The organism is Corallococcus sp. AS-1-12 (assembly GCF_020036995.1).
Lineage (GTDB): Bacteria > Myxococcota > Myxococcia > Myxococcales > Myxococcaceae > Corallococcus.
The window spans coordinates 301,155-318,341 of the sequence record NZ_JAIQDD010000004.1 but is presented as its reverse complement, the minus strand read 5'-3'; the positions used below and the strand labels follow the sequence as shown (position 1 = coordinate 318,341).

General features: G+C 71.8%; 22 protein-coding genes. 10 read left to right on the top strand and 12 right to left on the bottom strand.

Going from position 1 to position 17,187, the window contains the following annotated elements:
• Positions 1-31 precede the first annotated feature (31 nt).
• The gene (locus tag K8556_RS08580; protein WP_223739533.1) at positions 32-385 is read left to right on the top strand and encodes a type II toxin-antitoxin system Phd/YefM family antitoxin; all 354 of its coding nucleotides are present in this window, start codon (positions 32-34) and stop codon (positions 383-385) included.
• Here the strand turns inward: K8556_RS08580 and K8556_RS08575 are convergent.
• Complete coding sequence (locus tag K8556_RS08575) at positions 309-581, bottom strand: type II toxin-antitoxin system RelE/ParE family toxin (protein ID WP_223739532.1); 273 nt, start codon at positions 579-581, stop codon at positions 309-311. The genes K8556_RS08580 and K8556_RS08575 overlap by 77 nt on opposite strands.
• Before the next feature lie 266 nt (positions 582-847).
• Between K8556_RS08575 and K8556_RS39710 the strand changes: the two genes are divergently transcribed.
• Complete coding sequence (locus tag K8556_RS39710; protein WP_223739531.1) at positions 848-2,383, top strand: AgmX/PglI C-terminal domain-containing protein; 1,536 nt, start codon at positions 848-850, stop codon at positions 2,381-2,383.
• A 56-nt stretch (positions 2,384-2,439) separates the two neighbouring features.
• Positions 2,440-2,760, top strand: a complete 321-nt coding sequence (locus K8556_RS08565; RefSeq protein WP_223739530.1) for a hypothetical protein — start codon at positions 2,440-2,442, stop codon at positions 2,758-2,760.
• Here K8556_RS08565 and pdxA read toward each other — a convergent pair.
• From pdxA to K8556_RS08545, 4 genes are all read right to left on the bottom strand, one after another.
• Positions 2,681-3,727: a 4-hydroxythreonine-4-phosphate dehydrogenase PdxA gene (gene pdxA / locus K8556_RS08560; RefSeq protein WP_223739529.1), complete on the bottom strand. Its 1,047-nt coding sequence runs from the start codon at positions 3,725-3,727 to the stop codon at positions 2,681-2,683. The genes K8556_RS08565 and pdxA overlap by 80 nt on opposite strands.
• Complete coding sequence (locus tag K8556_RS08555; protein ID WP_304503947.1) at positions 3,724-4,719, bottom strand: peptidylprolyl isomerase; 996 nt, start codon at positions 4,717-4,719, stop codon at positions 3,724-3,726. The genes pdxA and K8556_RS08555 overlap by 4 nt, the downstream gene beginning before the upstream one ends.
• 41 nt (positions 4,720-4,760) lie before the next feature.
• The gene (locus tag K8556_RS08550; RefSeq protein ID WP_223739527.1) at positions 4,761-5,768 is read right to left on the bottom strand and encodes a peptidyl-prolyl cis-trans isomerase; all 1,008 of its coding nucleotides are present in this window, start codon (positions 5,766-5,768) and stop codon (positions 4,761-4,763) included.
• Positions 5,769-5,945: 177 nt separating this feature from the next.
• Positions 5,946-6,965, bottom strand: coding sequence for an alpha/beta hydrolase (locus tag K8556_RS08545; RefSeq protein ID WP_223739526.1), 1,020 nt, complete (start codon positions 6,963-6,965; stop codon positions 5,946-5,948).
• Between the two features lie 121 nt (positions 6,966-7,086).
• On the opposite strand from K8556_RS08545, the gene K8556_RS08540 reads away from it, so the two are divergent.
• The 3 genes from K8556_RS08540 to K8556_RS08530 all read left to right on the top strand — a co-directional run bounded on the left by K8556_RS08540 (position 7,087) and on the right by K8556_RS08530 (position 8,331).
• Complete coding sequence (locus tag K8556_RS08540) at positions 7,087-7,428, top strand: CBS domain-containing protein (protein WP_370639897.1); 342 nt, start codon at positions 7,087-7,089, stop codon at positions 7,426-7,428.
• Positions 7,429-7,498: 70 nt separating this feature from the next.
• Positions 7,499-7,738, top strand: a complete 240-nt coding sequence (locus tag K8556_RS08535; RefSeq protein WP_223739743.1) for a GIY-YIG nuclease family protein — start codon at positions 7,499-7,501, stop codon at positions 7,736-7,738.
• Positions 7,739-7,926: 188 nt separating this feature from the next.
• Positions 7,927-8,331, top strand: a complete 405-nt coding sequence (locus tag K8556_RS08530; RefSeq protein WP_223739525.1) for a hypothetical protein — start codon at positions 7,927-7,929, stop codon at positions 8,329-8,331.
• Between the two features lie 12 nt (positions 8,332-8,343).
• On the opposite strand, the gene K8556_RS08525 is transcribed toward K8556_RS08530, so the two are convergent.
• Positions 8,344-8,649, bottom strand: a complete 306-nt coding sequence (locus tag K8556_RS08525; RefSeq protein ID WP_223739524.1) for a hypothetical protein — start codon at positions 8,647-8,649, stop codon at positions 8,344-8,346.
• A gap of 90 nt (positions 8,650-8,739) precedes the next feature.
• Here K8556_RS08525 and K8556_RS08520 point away from each other — a divergent pair, with 90 nt between their 5' ends.
• A complete protein-coding gene (locus tag K8556_RS08520; protein ID WP_120562529.1) occupies positions 8,740-9,021 on the top strand; it encodes a hypothetical protein in 282 nt (93 codons plus the stop codon).
• 10 nt (positions 9,022-9,031) lie between these two features.
• Positions 9,032-9,508, top strand: coding sequence for a hypothetical protein (locus K8556_RS08515; RefSeq protein ID WP_223739523.1), 477 nt, complete (start codon positions 9,032-9,034; stop codon positions 9,506-9,508).
• Positions 9,509-9,519: 11 nt separating this feature from the next.
• On the opposite strand, the gene K8556_RS08510 is transcribed toward K8556_RS08515, so the two are convergent.
• Together K8556_RS08510 and nudC are read right to left on the bottom strand one after the other, a co-directional pair.
• A complete protein-coding gene (locus K8556_RS08510) occupies positions 9,520-10,212 on the bottom strand; it encodes a radical SAM protein (protein WP_223739522.1) in 693 nt (230 codons plus the stop codon).
• 44 nt (positions 10,213-10,256) lie between these two features.
• Entirely contained in the window at positions 10,257-11,087 is an 831-nt protein-coding gene (gene nudC, locus K8556_RS08505; RefSeq protein WP_223739521.1) for an NAD(+) diphosphatase, read from the bottom strand.
• Between the two features lie 91 nt (positions 11,088-11,178).
• Between nudC and K8556_RS08500 the strand changes: the two genes are divergently transcribed.
• Positions 11,179-11,400 carry a hypothetical protein gene (locus K8556_RS08500; RefSeq protein ID WP_223739520.1) on the top strand — a complete coding sequence of 74 codons (222 nt, stop codon included), beginning with the start codon at positions 11,179-11,181 and terminating at the stop codon, positions 11,398-11,400.
• Here the strand turns inward: K8556_RS08500 and K8556_RS08495 are convergent.
• Positions 11,394-11,858 (bottom strand): FKBP-type peptidyl-prolyl cis-trans isomerase, encoded by a 465-nt coding sequence (locus K8556_RS08495; protein WP_223739519.1) that lies wholly within the window; start codon positions 11,856-11,858, stop codon positions 11,394-11,396. The genes K8556_RS08500 and K8556_RS08495 overlap by 7 nt on opposite strands.
• A gap of 132 nt (positions 11,859-11,990) precedes the next feature.
• Between K8556_RS08495 and K8556_RS08490 the strand changes: the two genes are divergently transcribed.
• On the top strand, positions 11,991-13,202 hold the full coding sequence (locus K8556_RS08490) for an MFS transporter (RefSeq protein WP_223739518.1): 1,212 nt from the start codon (positions 11,991-11,993) through the stop codon (positions 13,200-13,202).
• A 4-nt stretch (positions 13,203-13,206) separates the two neighbouring features.
• Here K8556_RS08490 and K8556_RS08485 read toward each other — a convergent pair whose 3' ends face one another.
• From K8556_RS08485 to K8556_RS08475, 3 genes are all read right to left on the bottom strand, one after another.
• A complete protein-coding gene (locus K8556_RS08485; protein WP_223739517.1) occupies positions 13,207-13,644 on the bottom strand; it encodes a GNAT family N-acetyltransferase in 438 nt (145 codons plus the stop codon).
• Between the two features lie 14 nt (positions 13,645-13,658).
• Positions 13,659-16,523, bottom strand: coding sequence for a TonB-dependent receptor domain-containing protein (locus K8556_RS08480; protein WP_223739516.1), 2,865 nt, complete (start codon positions 16,521-16,523; stop codon positions 13,659-13,661).
• A gap of 84 nt (positions 16,524-16,607) precedes the next feature.
• Positions 16,608-17,051, bottom strand: coding sequence for an HIT family protein (locus K8556_RS08475; RefSeq protein WP_223739515.1), 444 nt, complete (start codon positions 17,049-17,051; stop codon positions 16,608-16,610).
• Between the last annotated feature and the right edge of the window lie 136 nt (positions 17,052-17,187).

Below are 17,187 nucleotides of genomic sequence, written 5' to 3'. Positions count from 1 at the left end.
GTACAGAACGTACGTTTCCCGGGGAACGGCCATGATGGAAGTCAGCATCACCGAAGCGCGCGACGACCTGGCGGAGCTGCTCAACCGGGCGGCCTACGGGAAGGAGCGGCTCGTCCTGACCCGGCACGGCAAGAAGCTGGTCGCGGTGATTCCCTTCGAGGACCTCCAGGCGCTGGAGGCGCTGGAGGACCGGCGGGACATCCAGAAGGCGGACGCCGCGCGCCGGGAGTCCGAGGGCCAGCCGCGCGTCGCGTGGAAGCAGGTGAAGGCGGAGCTGGGGCTCACGAAGAAGAAGGCGAAGAAACCGGCTAGCGGTAGATCTCCCGCCGGTGGCCCAGCTCGACGATCAACACCACGAGCCGGCCGTCCTCGACCTGGTAGATGACGCGGTAGTCACCGATGCGGATCCGCAGGTAGTCGCTGCCCTTGAGCTTCTCCGCGCCCACGGGCCGGGGCTCCGTGGCCAGGGCGTCGATCCGCTTCGCGATGCGGCGCTGATGGACCGGATCCACCGCCGCGAGCTGCTTCACGGCGGCCTGGAGGAACTCGACCGTATAGATGGCGGAGGGCTTCGTGCTCATTCGGGGCGGGTGGCCCCCGAGTGTCTACCTGCCCCTCCTGACATGGCGGGTTGGCAGTGGAAAGCCGAACCCTGTCGGCACACCGGCGCACAGTGTGGAGTGCGGGGCCGTACGTTTCGGGGCTCGGGCGGGGGCAAAGGGCCGCTGGAACGTTCACGGGCGGACGCTGGCGGTAGCGCGAACGGGGGTCGTTCCTAACATCGGCCCCCTGGCAGTGAGTCGGTGGTCGGGCGGTCTGGCGTGGTACGGGCGGCGGGGAGGGTGGCGTGAGCGAGCGACTGACGGGTGATGTGTCTTCGCGGGCGCAGGCGGGTGGTCCGGACTTCTCCCGCGACCCCGAGACCTTCGAAGCCGAGCTGGATGCGTGCCTCGAACGCGCCCTCTCCTCCGTGTCCTCCGAAGAAGAGGAGCTCGTGCCGGAGTCCTTCGCGACCGGCCCGCTGCGCACGCTGCTCGACCTGGCCTCCACGGAGGAGTCCTGGCTCCAGTCGCTGCCGCCGTCCTCCAACGACAACGTGGAGCCCCAGCTCACGCTGTCCGCCGAGGCCGCGAACGTCGTCATCCCGGAGTGGCTGCGCGCGGAGGAGTCCGCGTCCAGCACCTCCCAGGAGCGCTCCTGCGGCGCCGTGACGTCGTGGGATGCCCCGCCGCCGTCGCCCGCCTGGGCCACGCCCGGCTCTCCCGCCGAGGCCTACGCGCCGCAGCCGTGGAGGCCGTACGCCCCCGTGGCGCCCGAGCCTCCGCCGCCCGTCATCGCCGACGCCTCCACGCACATCCTCGGCATGAGCCCCATGTCCTTCGTCAGCGCCGTGGCGATGGGCGCGCTCGCCGCGGGGCTCCTCGTCGTCGCGGGCCTGCGGCTCACGTCGAAGGATGAGGCGCGGACCATGCCGCAAGCACAGGTCCTGACTGGCACCGTCGCCGCGCGAGCCGGCGCTCCGGGGACGCAGGGCTTCGCGACGACTCAGCCGAACACCCTGGCCACGCAGGGCTCCATGTCCGCGCAGGGCTTCTACGGTGTCCCCGGCATCCAGGCGGGCACGCCGGACCTCTCCCAGTCCATCGCGGGCGGCGTGAACACCCCCGCACTCACGGACGCGCAGCGCGCCGCGCAGGCCCTCACCCCGAACACGCCCGTCCTCGCGGGCCCCGCGAGCGCGGGCCTGACCACCGGCCTGCACACGCTGGCCCAGGACCCCTCGCCGTCCAGGCAGCCCGCTCCGGCGGCGCCGAAGAAGGCCCCCGTGGCCCAGCGCGCCGCCACGCTCGAAGCGCCCGAGGACACCGGCGAGGTCCGCGAGCTGTCCTTCGGCGGTGAAATCTCCGAGGAGGAGCTGGCCCGGGCCCGTCAGGCCGCCGCCGAAGCCGAGGCCGAGGAAGCCGCGCAGCCCGAATCCGAAATCGACGAGGACTTCGCCCGCGAGCTCGGCTTCACCGACGACGCGGAGGCCTCCGCCCCGAAGCAGACCCAGGAGAAGACCGTCTACATCCCGCCGGCCCCGACCTCCGAGCGCGAGCAGCTCGCGCCCTCGGACATCACCAACGTGGTCGTCACGAACAAGCCCGCCATCGCCGCCTGCGTCCAGAACTTCAAGGCCGGCACCGCGCTGGAGAACGGCGGACGCTTCCAACTGCGCTGGTCCGTGGACACCGCCGGCACCGTCTCCGGCGTCGCCATGGAGACCGAGGCCCTGAAGGGCTCCCCGCTCGCCGGCTGCATCGAGGACCAGGTGCGCGGCTGGAAGTTCCCCGTGCACCGCGTCGCCATGAACGCCCCCGTGCACTACCCCTTCGTCTTCTAACCCTCCTACTTCCCCCGCGACGCTCGACGAGGTGTGGGCGCTGGTTAGATTGGCGCATGACCGCGCGGGAGGAAGAAGACCCCATCGAGTTGCACCTGTGTCACCGTTGCCTGATGCGGCTGCCGGTGGACGCGGGCGGGGTGGACCTTCCGCGCCGGGTGCGTGAAGCGCTCAAGGCCCACGGCCTGGCGGACAAGACGCAGCTCATCCCTGCGTCCTGCCTGGGTCACTGCCCCACGGGGAAGGTCACCGTGCTCGTGGTCCCCGACGCCACGGCGCGGGGCACGCACGCGAAGCTCATCGACCCGAAGGAGGACGGCGAGGACCTCGCGAGGCACCTGTGCGACCGGCTCGCGCCGAAAGCCGGGCCGCCTTGAGCAGGGCCTCCATCATGGGCACGCAGCTCGCGGTCCCCGTGCCGGCGATCGCATAGGCGGTGCCGTGGTCCGGGGACGTGCGCGGCACCGGCAGGCCCAGCGTCACGTTCACCGTGCGCTCGAAGTCCAGCGCCTTGGCCGGGATGAGCCCCTGGTCGTGGTACATGGCCAGCACCGCGTCGTACTTCGCGCCGACCTCATCGGGCCGGGCGAACAGGCCGTCCGCGGGGATGGGCCCGTGCGCATCCACCCGCTTCGCCCGCGCGAGGCGGATGGCGGGCCCAATCACCTCCACCTCCTCGCGCCCCAGCATCCCGCCCTCGCCCGCATGCGGGTTGAGCCCCAGCACGGCGATGCGCGGCTTGCGGCCCACCACCGGCTGGAGGCTGCGCGAGAGCAACTGGAGCTGCGCCACCAGCTTCTCCACCGTCAGCAGCTTCGGCAGCGCGGAAATGGGGACGTGGTTCGTCGCCAGCGCGATGCGCACGCGCGGCCCGTCCATCATCATCAACACGTCCACGCCGAACGCGTCCGCCAGCACCTCCGTGTGGCCCATGAACGGGATGCCCGCGCGCGAAATCTCCTCCTTCGACACGGGCGCGGTGCACAGCGCGTCCACCGTCCCGGCGCGCATCGCGTCGATGGCGGCGCGCACGTACGCGTACTGCGCCTTGCCGCCCTCGCGCGTGGGCTTGCCCGGCACGCGGTGCTTCGCCGGCAGGTGCGTGACCTCCACCACCGCGGGCCCCTCCGTGTGGCCCAGCGCTTCCAGGGCCACGCGCGGGAAGCGGCGGAAGAGGGGGAAGCCGTCCAGCGTGGGCCCGTCACCGAACACGACGGGCACCAGCGCGCGGCGCACCGCGGGCTTCGCCAGCGCCAGGGCCGTCACCTCCGGCCCGATGCCGGACACGTCCCCCAGCGAGATGCCCACGCGGGGCCGCGCGTCCGCCGTGGCCACCGCGCTCACATCTTCACTTCGACGTTGGCCTTCGAGCGCAGCTCCTGGACGTACTGGTCCAGGAACTTCTCCGTCTTCTCGTTGAGGAGCTTGGACTCCAGCTTGGGCTTCATCTCCTCGAAGGAGGCCACGGCCACGTTGCGGCGCTCCTCCACCTTGAGGATGTGCCAGCCGAAGTTGGTGCGGATGGGCTCGCTGACCTCGCCCTCCTTGAGGTTGAAGGCGGCCTTCTCGAAGGCGGGCACCATCACGCCGCGCTTGAAGTAGCCCAGGTCGCCGCCGTCCGCCGCGCTGGGGCCCTCGCTGCGGGCGCGCGCCAGGGCCGCGAAGTCCATGCCCGGCCGGCGGGCCTCCTGCGCGATGCCCTCCGCCTTCTGCTTCGCGGCGGCCACCTGCTCCGGCGTGGCCTTGGGGTCCACCTGCACCAGGATGTGGCGGGCGTGCACCTCCACGTCCTCGGTCTCCAGGCGCGTGTACTGCGTGTACGCGGCCTTCAGGTCCTCCTCGGTGACCTTCACCTTGGGGCCCACCTTCATGCGCAAGAGCTTGTCGCGCACCACACGCTTGCGCAGCATGTCCTTGTAGCTGGCGAGCGTGAAGCCCTCGTTCTTGAGCAACTGCTCGAACTGGCTCATGTCGCTGACGTTGTTCTGCTTGAGCACGTCCTGCACCAGCTCATCCACCTCCGCCTCGGTGGTGGTGATGCCCAACTGCTGGACCTCCGCCTCCATCAGCTTCTCGCCGATGAGCGTGTCCAGCGCGGTCTTCATCAACTGCGCGCGGGCCTCGGCGCGCCGGTGCGGGTCGATTTCGGAGTTCACGCGCTGGAGCTCCGGCGCGGCGCGCTGCTGCACCTCCGACAGCGGGATGATGTCGCGGTTCACCACCGCCGCCACCTTGTCCACCAGCTCCGCGCGGGCGGACGTGGCCCCCGTGAAGAGCATCACCGCCGCCAGGAACGCCACCAGGTTCTTCATCGCAACGACCCTCTTGAACGCCATGACACCGGCGAGCCCAACCGCCCGGCCCCCGGAAAAGTCCTTCACTTCGCCGCCTGCGGCGCCGGCCGCCCGCGGATGGTCTGCAGCGTGGCCTCGTTCACCACCACCTGGGCCTTGTCGCGAAGGTCCTTCTCGAAGGACTCCTGCGCCGCCGCCCGCTTGGCCTCCAGGAGGCGCCCCTCCACCTTCGCGCGCACCTCCGCCAGCTCCCGCTTCCTCGCCGGCCTGCGCTCCAGCACCTTGAACAGGTGGTAGCCGTACTCCGTGGACACCACGTCCGAAACCTGCCCCACCCCCAGCTTGAATACCACCTCGTCGAAGGCCGGCGGCATCTGTCCCCGGGGGAAGAAGCCCAGGTCGCCCCCCACCTTGGCGTCCGCGCTGAGCGAATAGCGCCGGGCGAGGTCGGAGAACTTCTTGCCCGCCTTGAGCTGCACCTGGAGCCGGCGCGCCTCGTCCAGGCCCTTCACCACCATCTGCGCGGCGTGGACCTCCTCCGGCTCCTGGAAGTCCGCCTCGTGCGCCGCGTAGTACGCGCGCAGCTCCTCCTCCGTCACCGCCACGCGCGAATAGACGTGGTGGGTGAAGAGCTTCTCGATGGTGAGCCGGCTCGCCTCGCGGGCGCGCAGCTCCGCCATGGACAACTGCCCCTGGGCGAGCACTTCATTGAAGTTGCCCGCCGGGTAGTCGCCGGACAGCCGCAGCACGCCGCGGTCCACCTCCTCCGGCGTGACGGCGATGTTGTTCTGCTTCGCCGCCTGCAGGAGCAGCATCCGCTTCACGAGCGTGTCCACGAGCGCCCGCTTGAAGGGCTCCACCTCCTCGGGCGTGGGCTCGGGCCCCTCCGTGGTGGCCAGCTCCCGCGCCAGCTCCTGCTCGAAGTCCGCCCGGCTGAGCGACTCGCCGTTCACGGTGGCCACCACCGTGGGGTCCGGCCCCTCCTGGGCCTGCGGCCGGCAGCCCGTCAGCCCCAGCACGCCGAGGGCGAGGCCCAGGCTCAGGACGGCGGACCACGGCATCGGGGAGGCGCGGAAGGAAGCGGGACGCATGCGCGGAGGCCTCGGGGGAGGGGACGGGGGGCCGTCCACGGTGGTGCCGGGCCGCCGGGCTTTCAAGCGGGACGTCACGGCCGGGATGGGAAGCGAACGGATGGGCCCATGGGACGGCCTTCCGGGTAGCACGCCGGGCGGGCCCGGACAACCGGCGCCCCGGGAGGGGGCTGCCCCCTAGAGCGGCGTGGCGTTGGAGGCCAGGAAGGCCTCCACCTGGGGAAAGATTTCGTCCGGCGCCTTGCGGCCCAGAATCAGGTCCGCGTGGCCGTAGTCCGCCGCGAAGCCGTGGCCGCGCCCGGCGACCAGCATCTTCACGGGGCCGCCCAGGTGCTCCTTCGCCCGGGCCACCGCCAGCGGTGGCGCGAGCAGGTCCCGGCTGCCGGCGATGAGCAGGAAGGGAATCCTCACCCCGGCGAGCGGCTCGCGGTAGTCGAAGCCGCCATCGAACGTCGTGAACTGGCTGGTGGTGATCCACCGGGCGAACTGCCGCCCCACGCCCCCGGCCACGTCCGCCGGCACGTTGGCCAGCGCCCAGCGCACCACCTGCGGATCCATGTTGTCCGCCAGCATCATGTACCGGGTGAGCGGCCCCGGCGGCGCCCCGAAGAAGGCGATGCTGGTGACGCGCCGGGTGGGGATGACCTTGAGCTTGAGCAGGGGCTCCATCCGCTGCACGAACGCGCGCAGGCCCGGCTGCACCGCGAAGGTGAAGGGCGCCCCCAGGGACACCGCCGCCTTCACCGGCGCCTGGGGGTTCTTCGCCAGGTGGGCGTAGAGCATCAGGCCGCCCTTGGAGTGGCCCACCCACAGCACCTGCTGGGCACCGGTGGACATCACGGTGCGCAAAGCCGTTCTCACGTCATGCTCGGCCTGGTCGTCGAAGTTCCAGTCCGCGCACGCCCCGGCGAGCCCCCGGCCGCGCAGCTCGATGACCCAGGTCTCGAACCCCGCCCGCGCCAGGTAGCGCGCCAGGCTGTACTGCTCGTTGAAGTCCATGTGGAAGCGGTTGGCTCCCAGCCCGTGGCACAGGAGGACGGGCTCCGCGAACCGGCGCTCCCCCCGAGGGTGGTAGCGCCCCAGCGCGATGGCCGCTCCGTCGTCCGTGGGCACCCGGTACAGCTCGTCCGGCTTGAATGAGAGGGTCAGCAACCCCTCCTTGCTCCGCTCCACCGCCTTGGTGAAGAGGTCCGCCATCCGGCTCAACCGGGGTGCCGATGCCTGTCGTGATGTCACGCCTTCAGTCTATGCCCGTCGCCCGGCCGATGCCGGTGTGTCGCACAGGGCCGTGGATGGAACGGCAGGACAGTTGCAGGGGATGTGCGTCCATCGCGGGGAGGTCGTGGAAATGGGGCAGGGCCGGGGTTTCAGGGAAGTGTTGTCGTCCTTCATCGCCACAGTTTTTCCCACAGACACACTGCTGGGGGCCTTGAAGGTGATGGAGCGGCACCACGTGCAGGTGGTGGGGGTGGTGGGGGCAGGGGGCAGCCTGGTGGGCGTGGTGCACGAAACCCAGGTGCTGGCGGGGTGGCGGACGGATCCGCTGGCGCAGGTGTCGGACGTCATGGCGCGCGTTCGCAAGACGCACGCGGTGCGCACCCGGACGCGGCGGCTGGCGCGCCTGCACGGCAGGCGTGGGGGCGGGCAGAAGCCTTCCTGAGGGGCGCGGTCCTGGCGGTAGAGTGGGGCTCGCCGTGTCGGAAGCCCTGCCCACCGCCTGGACCGTGTACATGCTGCGCTGCCGTGACGGCACGCTCTACACGGGCGCCACCAACAACCTGGAGCGCCGCCTGGCCACGCATGGCCGGGGCAAGGGCGCCGCGTACACGCGGGCCCGGCTGCCGGTGACGCTGGTGTGGAGCGAGCCCGCCCCGGACCGGAGCGCCGCCCTGCGCCGCGAGGCCGCCATCAAGCGGCTGACGCGCGCGGACAAGTTGCGGCTGTTCGCGCGGCGCCCGGGACGGCGTTGACGCACGTCCCCCGGGCTTGTTGGCGGGAAGGGTTCCCTTCACGACGCGGGATGCGCGCCTCGCGACAGTTGGCGCGGCGCCCGCGGGTGTTTCATCGCCTGCTGATGAAACGGCCGGGGCCTCCGGGCGGGTGTACGGGACGCGGGGGGCCGAATTAGGGTGTGGCCGTTCCTAGCTGGGGGAAGATCATGTCGCGTTCTCGCTCGTTCATGTTCGCTTTGCTTGCCTTGGGTCTGGGGAGCGTGGGGTGCGGCGCGCCCAACCACCAGCCCGTCATCACCGCCGGACCGCGCCCGCTGGGCTCGCCGTCCACGCCGGGCGGGCTCAAGTTCGAGGAGGGCACCGTCATCCAGCTCCAGTTGGAGGTGACGGACGCGGACGACGACGAGATCTTCTTCCGCTGGACGCAGAACCCCTCGAACGCGGGCGGCGTGTTCAGCGACCCCAACATCGCCACGCCCACCTGGACGGCGCCCGCGCCGCTGGAGGACCCCAACCAGCCCATCCACCTCTACGTGGAGGTGGAGGACCACAACGGGGGCGTGCTGCTGGGCCAGTCGCCCGCGCTCTACATCCTGCCGAAGCAGCAGTAGCGCCGCCGGGCTTCAGGCGGCGGTGGCCGCGGGCGGCGGGGAGCCCGGACGCTGCTTCGCGCGGCTCCGGGCGCGCACGGCGAAGAGGATGGCGGCCACCAGCCCCACGCCCGCCCCGATGCCCGCGCCCATGAGCTGCGAGTGCATCAGCGACGCCGTCACGCTGCGCACCACCTCCGGCAGGTTGCACATGGTCTGCGTGGCGAGCGGCGTGCTGTTGTTCCACTCGATGTAGGAGGGAGCCGCCAGCGACGCGACGAAGGTTCCCAGCAGCGTGCCGGCCAGGATGAAGATGAGGAACGTCTTGAGCATGGCCATGGGGGACCTCCTCGGCGGGTGGGCGGCGGGCCGTCCTTAGTATGCGCACGTCCGCCGCGAAAGGGGCGAAGGCATGCTAAGGGGACGGGTGTGCCGCTCCTGCCACTCGCCATCCTGTTCGGGGTCGTCTCGCTCGTGTGCGCGGCCCTCCTGCTGACGCACGCCTTCCGCCGCAGCGTGGGCACGGGCGTCATGGTGCTGCTCATCCCCTGCTACATGCTCGTCTACGCGTTCAGCCAGTTCGAGCACCCGCGCAAGAACCTCATCGTCGCGGGCTTCGTGGCCAGCACCGTGCTGACGGCGGTGTTCCTGGGCATGGGCGCGCACGGCATCGCGGCGGCCGCGGCCCGGATGCCGCCCCCCGGCTTCTAGGCCTCCGCGCATGACCGCGAGCCCCACCGGTGCCCGCTGTGGGCAGCACCCGGACGCGGCCGCGGTGGCCCTCTGCGCGCGCTGCGGCGGCTACCTGTGTGGCGCGTGCACGGAGGTGCTGGAGGAGACGGCGTACTGCGCGCCCTGCGCCGAGCGGCGCTTCCAGGACACGCGCCCGTCGCGCGCGGTGCGGCTGGCGCTGGGGGCCAACGTCGCGGGCTTCCTGTTCCTCGGCGCGCCCGTGGCGCGGCTCTCGTGGTCCATCCACGGGACGCTGGACGGGGTGCTGGAGGTGCTGCTGGAGCTGGCGTGCACGCTGGCGGCGGCGGTGGCGGGCACCATCATCTCCACGCGCAAGCTGCGGCGCCGCGAGGAGGTGGGCGACCGGGGCTTCGCCCTCATGCTGCGCGTCCTGTCCGCGCTGAACCTGCTGGGGCTCCTGGCGTGGGGCGCGGTCACCGCCTTCGTGCTGTCCCCGGGGCGCTGAGGGCGCGCGCGTCACACGCCGCGCGCGTTGGGGTCCCAGAGGTACTTGTGCATCTGGAGCTGGAAGCGCACCGGCAGCCGGTCCTCGATGATCCACTCCGCCAGCTCGCGCGGGTGGAGCTTGTCGAAGATGGTGGAGAACAGGACGCCGTAGGGCTTCCTGCCCAACTGGTGCTCCTGCACGAGCGCGCGCGCCCACTCGTAGTCCACGCGTGAGCCGATGACGATCTTCAGCTCGTCGTTGGCGTTCATGGACGTGAGGTTGCGGTAGTCGTTGCGGTCGTACTCGCCGGACGACGGCGTCTTCATGTCCACGATTTTATGGACGGCCGGGGGCACGAGCCGCACGTCGATGGCGCCGCTCGTCTCCAGCAGCACCTTGAGGCCCGCGTCCAGCAGCGCCTCCATCAGCGGATACACGCCGGGCTGGAGCAGGGGCTCGCCGCCCGTCACCTCCACGGTGGGCGTGTTCCAGGCCAGCACCTTCTGGACGACCTCCGCGTTCTTCATGCGGCTGCCGCCGTGGAAGGCGAACTCGCTGTCGCAGTACGTGCAGCGCAGGTGGCAGCCGGTGAGGCGGATGAAGCCGCACAGCATGCCGGCGTGGGACGACTCGCCCTGGAGGGAGAGGTAGAGTTCCTTCACCACGACGGAGTCGGCGGTGGGGACGCGGCGGGGCTCGATGTGCGGGCGTGCGGCAGGCATGGCGTGCGAAGGGGCGCATCAAGCGCACCCTTGGGGGGAGGGGGTCAAGCCCGGCGGGCCTTCACCCGGTCGATGAAGGTGTCGATGAGGTGGCGCGCGATGCTCAGGCGGGGCGGGATGCGCGGCAGGTCGTCCACGCCGAACCAGCGCGCCTCGGCGATCTCCTTGCCGTCCACCACGACGTCGCCGCCCGCGTACTCGGCCATGAAGCCCACCATCAGCGAGCGGCCGAAGGGCCACGGCTGGCTGCCGAAGTAGGTGACGTTCCTCAGGTCCACGCCCACCTCCTCCTTCACCTCGCGCAGCACCGTCTCCTCCAGGGACTCGCCGGCGTCCACGAAGCCGGCGACGGTGCTGAAGAAGGGCTCCGGGAAGGACGCGTTGCGCGCGAGCAGCATCTCGTCACCCCGGGTGATGAGGACGATGACCGCCGGAGCGATGCGCGGGTAGAACGGCGTGTGGTCCACCGGGCAGCGGCGCGCGCGCTCGCCGGGCACCAGTTGCGTGGCCGCGCCGCACCTGCCGCAGAAGCGGTGGTTCAGGTCCCACTCGCAGATGGAGAGCGCGCGGCCCGCCACGGCGAAGGTCGCCTCGTCCACCTGCTTGTAGAGCGAGCGGGCGGGCACGAACCTCAGCCCCTCCGGCGGCGTGAAGTCCCCGGACGTGGGCGCCGCGTAGCAGTCCGTGTCGTCGAGCATGCCCAGGAAGTGGGCGCCCGCCGAGGCCTCCGGCAGGGCGGAGGCCCGGGGCAGCTCGAGGCGGCCCTCGTGCTCGGACACGAGCAGGTCCATGCCGCGCACGGCGAACAGGAGCGCGGCGTCGCGCGAGCGGGCGGGCGGTTCGTAGCCGGGCTGGAAGCGTTTGAGGGGGCTCACGGGGCCACCTTAACGGACGGCGCGGCGGGGCGCCGCGCGCTATGCTCCGGCCGCCAACCACCGGGCCCTGCCCGCCTGGGAGCCTCCGACCGTGAACGCCCTTGTCCTCCGCATCGTCTGCGGCCTGCTCTTCGCCGGAATGGTGCTGGGCGTGGTGACCCATCCCCCGCAGGACCTCACGCAGGGGCTGGGCATGATGCTGCCCGCGACGATGCTGCTGGGCGTGGCGCTGAAGGGGCCGAAGGGGCGCTCCACCATTCCCAGGAAGCGCTCGCCTCCGGCGCCACCGGCGTCCGGGGATGCGCGTCAGTAGACGTTCATCAGCTCCACGTCGAAGACGAGCACGGCGTCGCTGGGGATGACGGGCGGGGAGCCGCGTGAGCCGTAGCCCAGGTCGGAGGGGATGACGAGCCGGCGCTTGCCGCCCACGCGCATGCCGACGAGCCCCTCGTCCCAGCCCTTGATGACGTCGTCCTGGCCCACCACGAAGTCGAAGGGTTTGCCGCGCGCGCGGCTGTTGTCGAACATGGAGCCATCCGGCAACCAGCCCGCGTAGTGGACCACCACGTAGCTCTTGTTGACGGCCTCCTTGCCGGTGCCCACGACCAGGTCCTGCGTGTAGAGGCCGGACTCGCTCTTGTTCATCGCGGACAGGTCCACGCCCAGCGACTCGGCGTAGGTCACCTTCGCGGGGTCGCCCGAGCCGGAGGAGGAGTCACCGCCACAGCCCGCGAGGGCCAGCACCGCGCACAGCAGAAGGGAACGAAGCATGGCCCGCAGCCTGCCGCGCGCGGGCCCCGTGGGGAAGGGGGGCACGCATGGCCTGCCCGGCCGGACGGTGATGGGCGCGCACGTCCTGCTTGAAGCGCGTCCAGGCGGGGCATATCCGTTGCGCCGTCCGCCATGCAGACGCCTTCCGACCCCGCGCCCTCCGCTTCGCTCCGTCCCTCGCTCGTCTGGCTGATGGCGGTGGCCGGCGCCGTCACCGTCGCGAACCTCTATTACAACCAGCCCCTGCTGGGAGACATCGGCCGGACGCTGGGCGCGGACGGGAGCGCGCTGGGGCTGGTGCCCACGCTGACGCAGGTGGGCTACGCGGTGGGCATGCTGTTCCTGGTGCCGCTGGGGGACAGCCTGGAGCGCCGCAAGGTCATCCTCCTGTTGTGCGGCTGCGTGGGCGTGGCGCTGGTGGCCGCGGGGCTCGCCCCCAGCCTGAACGTGCTGGTGGCGGCGAGCTTCGCCATCGGCGTCACCACCGTGGTGCCGCAGATGATCATCCCCTTCGCGGCGCAGCTCGCGGCGCCCTCGGAGCGCGGGCGCGTGGTGGGCACGGTGATGAGCGGGCTGCTCATCGGCATCCTCCTGTCGCGCACGGCGGCGGGCTTCGTGGGCACGCACCTGGGCTGGCGCACCATGTTCTTCGTGGCCGCGGGCCTGATGGGGGTGACGGGCGCGGTGCTGCGCTTCACGCTGCCCTCGCAGCCGCCCGTGGCCTCCATGCCCTATCCGCGGTTGATGCGGTCGCTCATCCACCTGGCCCGCACGGAGCCGGTGCTGCGGCTGCACGCGCTGTTGGGAGGGCTGACCTTCGGCGCGTTCAGCGCCTTCTGGGCCACGCTGGCGCTCTACCTGCGCTCCCTGCCGGGGCACTACGACGCGCAGGTAGCGGGCCTCTTCGGCGTGGTGGGCGTGGCGGGCGCGGCCATCGCGCCGCTGGTGGGCCGCTTCGCGGACAGGGGCGCCGGCCGGCGCATCAACGCGCTGGCCATCGCCGTGCTGCTGGCGTCCTTCGGCGTGCTGTGGCTCTGGGGGCACTCGCTGTGGGGCATCGCGCTGGGCGTGGTGCTGCTGGACCTGGGCGCGCAGGCGAATCAGATCGCCAACCAGGCGCGGGTGTACTCGCTGCGGCCGGACGCCCGCAGCCGGCTCAACACGCTCTACATGGTGACCTACTTCGTGGGCGGCGCCGCGGGCGCGTGGGCGGGCATGGAGGCCTGGACGCGCGCGGGCTGGCCGGGCGTGTGCGCGGTGGGCGCGGCGATGTCGCTCACGGCGCTGGTCGTGGTGCTCTGGAGCGGCCGCCGGCTGCCCGCGGCCCACGCCCCCGCGACCTGAGGCCTCAGAGGTCGCGCTGCATGTTCCGGTGGGGGATGCCCACCTCTTCGTAGAGCTCGCCGTACTGCGCGTAGCCCAGGCGCTCGTAGAAGGGGACGACGGGGGCCCGCGCGTGCAGGTGCACGTGGCGGAAGCCGCGCGTGCGCAGCTCCTCCTCCAGCGCGCGCACCAGCTTCGCGCCCAGCCCCTTCTTCTGCAGGGAGGGGGACACCGCCATCTGGAAGAGCCGGCCGCCGTGCGCGTCCTCCGGGTGGAAGAGCACGCAGCCCAGCACGTCGCCGTTCGCGTGGGCCACCAGGTGGAGGCTGTCGTCCTCGAAGGGGAACTTCACGTCCTCGCGGGCATGGCCCAGCGGCTCGCGCAGCACGCGGAAGCGCAGCTCCAGCTCGCCCGCGTAGAGCGGATGGCGGGGGTCGATGAAGTCGAAGCGGAGGTCGTTCATGGCGCGCAAGTCTGTCAGAAGCTGCCGGTGAGCTGGAGGTTGAAGGTGCGGCCGTACTGCGGCACGGGCCCGGCCGACACGTCGTCGCTCACGACGAAGGTGTAGCGCGTGTCGAGCAGGTTGTTCACGCCCGCGAAGTAGCGCAGCCGGCCGTAGTCCCCGGACACGCCGAAGCCCACGAGCAGCGCCTCGCCGCTGTCCGCGCCCGCGATGCCGGGCACCCGGGCGCTCTGGTACGTGGCCTGCGTGGCGATGCGCATGTCGCCGTTGCCCACGGGCAGCAGGAAGCGCCCGGAGGCCAGGTGCGCGGGCGCGGCCTCCACCACGTCCTGCGAGGCGTTGCGCAGCGTCACGTAGGAGTAGCTCAGGTCCACCAGCAGCCAGCGGCCCGGCTGCCAGTGCAGCCCGGCCTCCGCGCCCCACGCCAGCGTCTCGCCGGAGCTGTTCGCGTACACCAGGCACTGGGTGGGCGCGCTCGGGGTGCCGCACGCGGGCGTGGCCAGGGACTCGGTGGTGAGCGTGACGAGCCGGGAGATGCGGTTGTGGTAGCCCGCCACCGTCACGCGCAGCTCGTGCGTCAGGTCGTGCGAGTGCTCCACCTCGAAGGTGGTGATGGTCTCCGGGTTCAACTGCTTCGCGGGGCGCTGGGTGAGGAGGTTGTCCTCGTAGAACAGCTCGTAGACGTTGGGGGCGCGGAACGCGCGGCCGATGACGAGCTTGGTGAGGCCCTGCTCGTACGGCCGGCCGATGACCGCGAGCCGGGGCGTGAGCGGCAGCGAGTCCAGGTCGGAGTACTTGTCCACGCGGAAGCCCAGGGACAGGCTCAGGCGCGGGTGCAGGCGCCACTCGTCCAGCGCGTACACGGACACGAGCGAGCGCGTCGGCGCGTTCAGCGACGCGGCCACCGCGGGGCCCACGCTCTTCTGGTCCACGCGCAGTTGGGCCTGGCCCTCCACGCCCACGGTGAGGCGGTTGGCCTCGGACAGGACCGCCAGCAGGCGGCCCTCGGCGGTGAGCCAGTCCGCGGCCCCGGAGTCGGTGTTCGTCTCCGAGGTGTCGCCGCCGTAGTTCCAGTGGCCCTTGTAGCGGCTCAGGTCCAGGGCGCCGCGCAGGGACAGCACGAAGCGCTCGGACAGGGGGCGCTCGTACTTGGCCTCGACGAAGCCGCGCACGTCCTGCACGCGCGTGCCCTGCGCGCCCACCACGGTGCCATAGGGCGCGGTGGGCACGTCCTTGCTGCGCCCGTGCAACTGGGCCACCAGGGACAGGTTGCCCAGGCGCGCGCGCAGCGAACCGGTGCCGGCCTTCTCCCCGTCCAGGCCGGTGACGATGGGCCCCGGGTCGCCCAGGCGGGTGGTGTCCGCGCCGTGGGACTTCATGCCCGCCAGGCTGAAGAGGACGGAGCGCTGGGGGTCCTCCCAGGACGTGGTGGCGTGCACGCGCGTGGCGCCCAGCGCGCCCACGGCGCCGGTGACTTCCAGCCGCCGGTCCAGGCCCAGCGACTCGCGCGGCACCACGTTGATGACGCCGAAGAACGCGCCCGTGCCGTACAGCGCGCTGCCGGGGCCGCGCACCACTTCAATGCGCTCCACCTCTTCCAGGTCCACGCTGAGGTCGTGCGCCGCGTAGCCCTGGCCGGCCCACACGTCGTTCATCGCGTGGCCGTCCCAGAGGATGAGGATGCGCGTGTTGAGGTCGCCCGGCGGCGAGAAGCCGCGCACGCCCAGGTACGTGTACGTCCGGTCGTCGGTGAGGAAGAAGCCGCGCACGCCCGCCAGCGCCTCCGCCAGGGTGCGCCAGCCGAACGCGCGCAGCTCCTCCGGCGTGAGCACGGTGGTGGAGGCGGGGGCCTCGTCCACGGCCAAGAGGCGCTTGGACGCGGCGCGCACCGGGGGCGGCTCGTAGCGCAGGGTGGCGTGGACCTTCACCTCCTGGTCGGGGACGACGGTGACCTTCTGGCGCACGGGGCGCACGTCGCGGCTCTCCACCTCCAGCACGTGCTCGCCTTGCGGCAGGGTGACGACGGTGGGGGTGAAGCCCGCGGGCCGGCCGTCCACGCGCACGGTGGCGCCGTCGTGGTTGGCGGTGACGACGACGCGGCCGCTGGGCGCCGTCTGGGCCGTCAGGGTGACCGCGAGCGGCAGGGTGCCTTCGGCGGGCACGTCGATGACGTACTGGCCGGGCGCGTGGCCGGGCGCGCGCACGTGCAGCACGCGCTGGCCCGGAGACAGGCGCAGCTTCGCGGGGATGCGGCCCAGGACGGGGCCGGTGGGGCTGTCACGCACCTCCGCGCCCTCGGGGGCGCCGGTGATGTCCACCATGCCGGTGATGAGGGCCAGGTCCAGGTCCACCGGCACCTCCCGGCCGCGGACGAGCGTGACGCTGGCCTCGGTGGGGCGGTAGCCGGACTTCTGGACCAGGACCTTGTGGCGGCCCGGCGACAGCGCGAGCGTCTGCGGCGAGCGGCCCCGGCTGCCCAGGTCCGCGCGGTCCACGAAGACCTCCGCGCCGCGGGGATTGGTGGTGACGCGCACCAGGGCGACCTTGGGGCGCAGCCGCTCCAGCGAGCGGGAGACCTCCGAGGCGTCCTCGGCCGGCAGGTCCTCGCCGAGCAGGTCGTTGTAGTAGCGGTACGCCTCGTTGAACTTGCCCAGGGCCTCGAAGCAGCGCGCGATGTTGAAGAGGACGTTGCGGTTGGGCACCAGCCGGTAGCTGGTGAAGTACGAGCGCAGCGCCTCCGTGTAGTTGCCGTGCGAGTACGCGTCGTTGCCCAGCTCGAAGGCGATGTCCGCCTCGTCCGCGTTGTTGTCCGCGAGCGCGGGACCGGCGGTGAGGAGCCAGAGGGACAGCAGCCAGGGGCCGAGGGGGAATGCACGCATGAGGACGCCTGCATTCTTCCCCCGATACGGTGTCAGGTCCATGACACTGGCCGGCCCTGACGTGCGCCGCACGCCCGGCGTGGGTCAGCGGGCGAGCGCCGCCGCCAGCCGCCGGGCCGCGGCCTCCAGCGTTTCCGGCGGAAGGTGCTCCGCCGGGGCCGCGTCGAAGGCGCCCCGACCCCGGAGGTGGGACGGGGTGTCCGCGAAGCGGGGGACGAGGTGCAGGTGGAAGTGGCGCAGCACGTCCCCAATGGCGAAGGCGTAGACGTGCTCGGCGCCGAGCACCTCGCGCTGGGCGCGCATCACCCGGGCGGCGAACGGGCCCAGCTCCCGCGAGGCCCCTTCGTCCAGGTCATACCAGCCGCGCACGTGCTGCTCGCTGGTGAGCACCACCCAGCCCGGGACGGGGCTGGGGGACGCCACCCCGTGGAGCACGAGCCCGGGCGCCCGCGCGAGCATGCCACCCGGTGGGTGGACCTCCCCGCGAACGATGGCGCAGCCCAGGCAGGGGTCGTTGATGTCTGACATGGCGAGTCATCCTAGTCCGGGGCGCTTGGAAGCCCTTGGGTAGAAATCACCCCACCTTGACGGCGTGGGGCTGGGTCGGGGAGTGTCCGATTTCCGCCCTTTTGGAGCGTCTGGGGCGTGAAAATTCCGTCATAAA

Bases quoted from the DNA above. Each gene is read 5' to 3' on its own strand.
- K8556_RS08580 (WP_223739533.1), top strand. From the start codon at position 32: ATGATGGAAGTCAGCATCACCGAAGCGCGCGACGACCTGGCGGAGCTG.
- K8556_RS08575 (WP_223739532.1), bottom strand. From the start codon at position 581: ATGAGCACGAAGCCCTCCGCCATCTATACGGTCGAGTTCCTCCAGGCC.
- K8556_RS08565 (WP_223739530.1), top strand. From the start codon at position 2,440: ATGACCGCGCGGGAGGAAGAAGACCCCATCGAGTTGCACCTGTGTCAC.
- K8556_RS08555 (WP_304503947.1), bottom strand. From the start codon at position 4,719: ATGGCGTTCAAGAGGGTCGTTGCGATGAAGAACCTGGTGGCGTTCCTG.
- K8556_RS08550 (WP_223739527.1), bottom strand. From the start codon at position 5,768: ATGCGTCCCGCTTCCTTCCGCGCCTCCCCGATGCCGTGGTCCGCCGTC.
- K8556_RS08545 (WP_223739526.1), bottom strand. From the start codon at position 6,965: ATGGCGGACCTCTTCACCAAGGCGGTGGAGCGGAGCAAGGAGGGGTTG.
- K8556_RS08540 (WP_370639897.1), top strand. From the start codon at position 7,087: ATGTGCGTCCATCGCGGGGAGGTCGTGGAAATGGGGCAGGGCCGGGGT.
- K8556_RS08535 (WP_223739743.1), top strand. From the start codon at position 7,499: ATGCTGCGCTGCCGTGACGGCACGCTCTACACGGGCGCCACCAACAAC.
- K8556_RS08530 (WP_223739525.1), top strand. From the start codon at position 7,927: ATGTCGCGTTCTCGCTCGTTCATGTTCGCTTTGCTTGCCTTGGGTCTG.
- K8556_RS08525 (WP_223739524.1), bottom strand. From the start codon at position 8,649: ATGGCCATGCTCAAGACGTTCCTCATCTTCATCCTGGCCGGCACGCTG.
- K8556_RS08515 (WP_223739523.1), top strand. From the start codon at position 9,032: ATGACCGCGAGCCCCACCGGTGCCCGCTGTGGGCAGCACCCGGACGCG.
- K8556_RS08510 (WP_223739522.1), bottom strand. From the start codon at position 10,212: ATGCCTGCCGCACGCCCGCACATCGAGCCCCGCCGCGTCCCCACCGCC.
- K8556_RS08495 (WP_223739519.1), bottom strand. From the start codon at position 11,858: ATGCTTCGTTCCCTTCTGCTGTGCGCGGTGCTGGCCCTCGCGGGCTGT.
- K8556_RS08490 (WP_223739518.1), top strand. From the start codon at position 11,991: ATGCAGACGCCTTCCGACCCCGCGCCCTCCGCTTCGCTCCGTCCCTCG.
- K8556_RS08485 (WP_223739517.1), bottom strand. From the start codon at position 13,644: ATGAACGACCTCCGCTTCGACTTCATCGACCCCCGCCATCCGCTCTAC.
- K8556_RS08480 (WP_223739516.1), bottom strand. From the start codon at position 16,523: ATGCGTGCATTCCCCCTCGGCCCCTGGCTGCTGTCCCTCTGGCTCCTC.
- K8556_RS08475 (WP_223739515.1), bottom strand. From the start codon at position 17,051: ATGTCAGACATCAACGACCCCTGCCTGGGCTGCGCCATCGTTCGCGGG.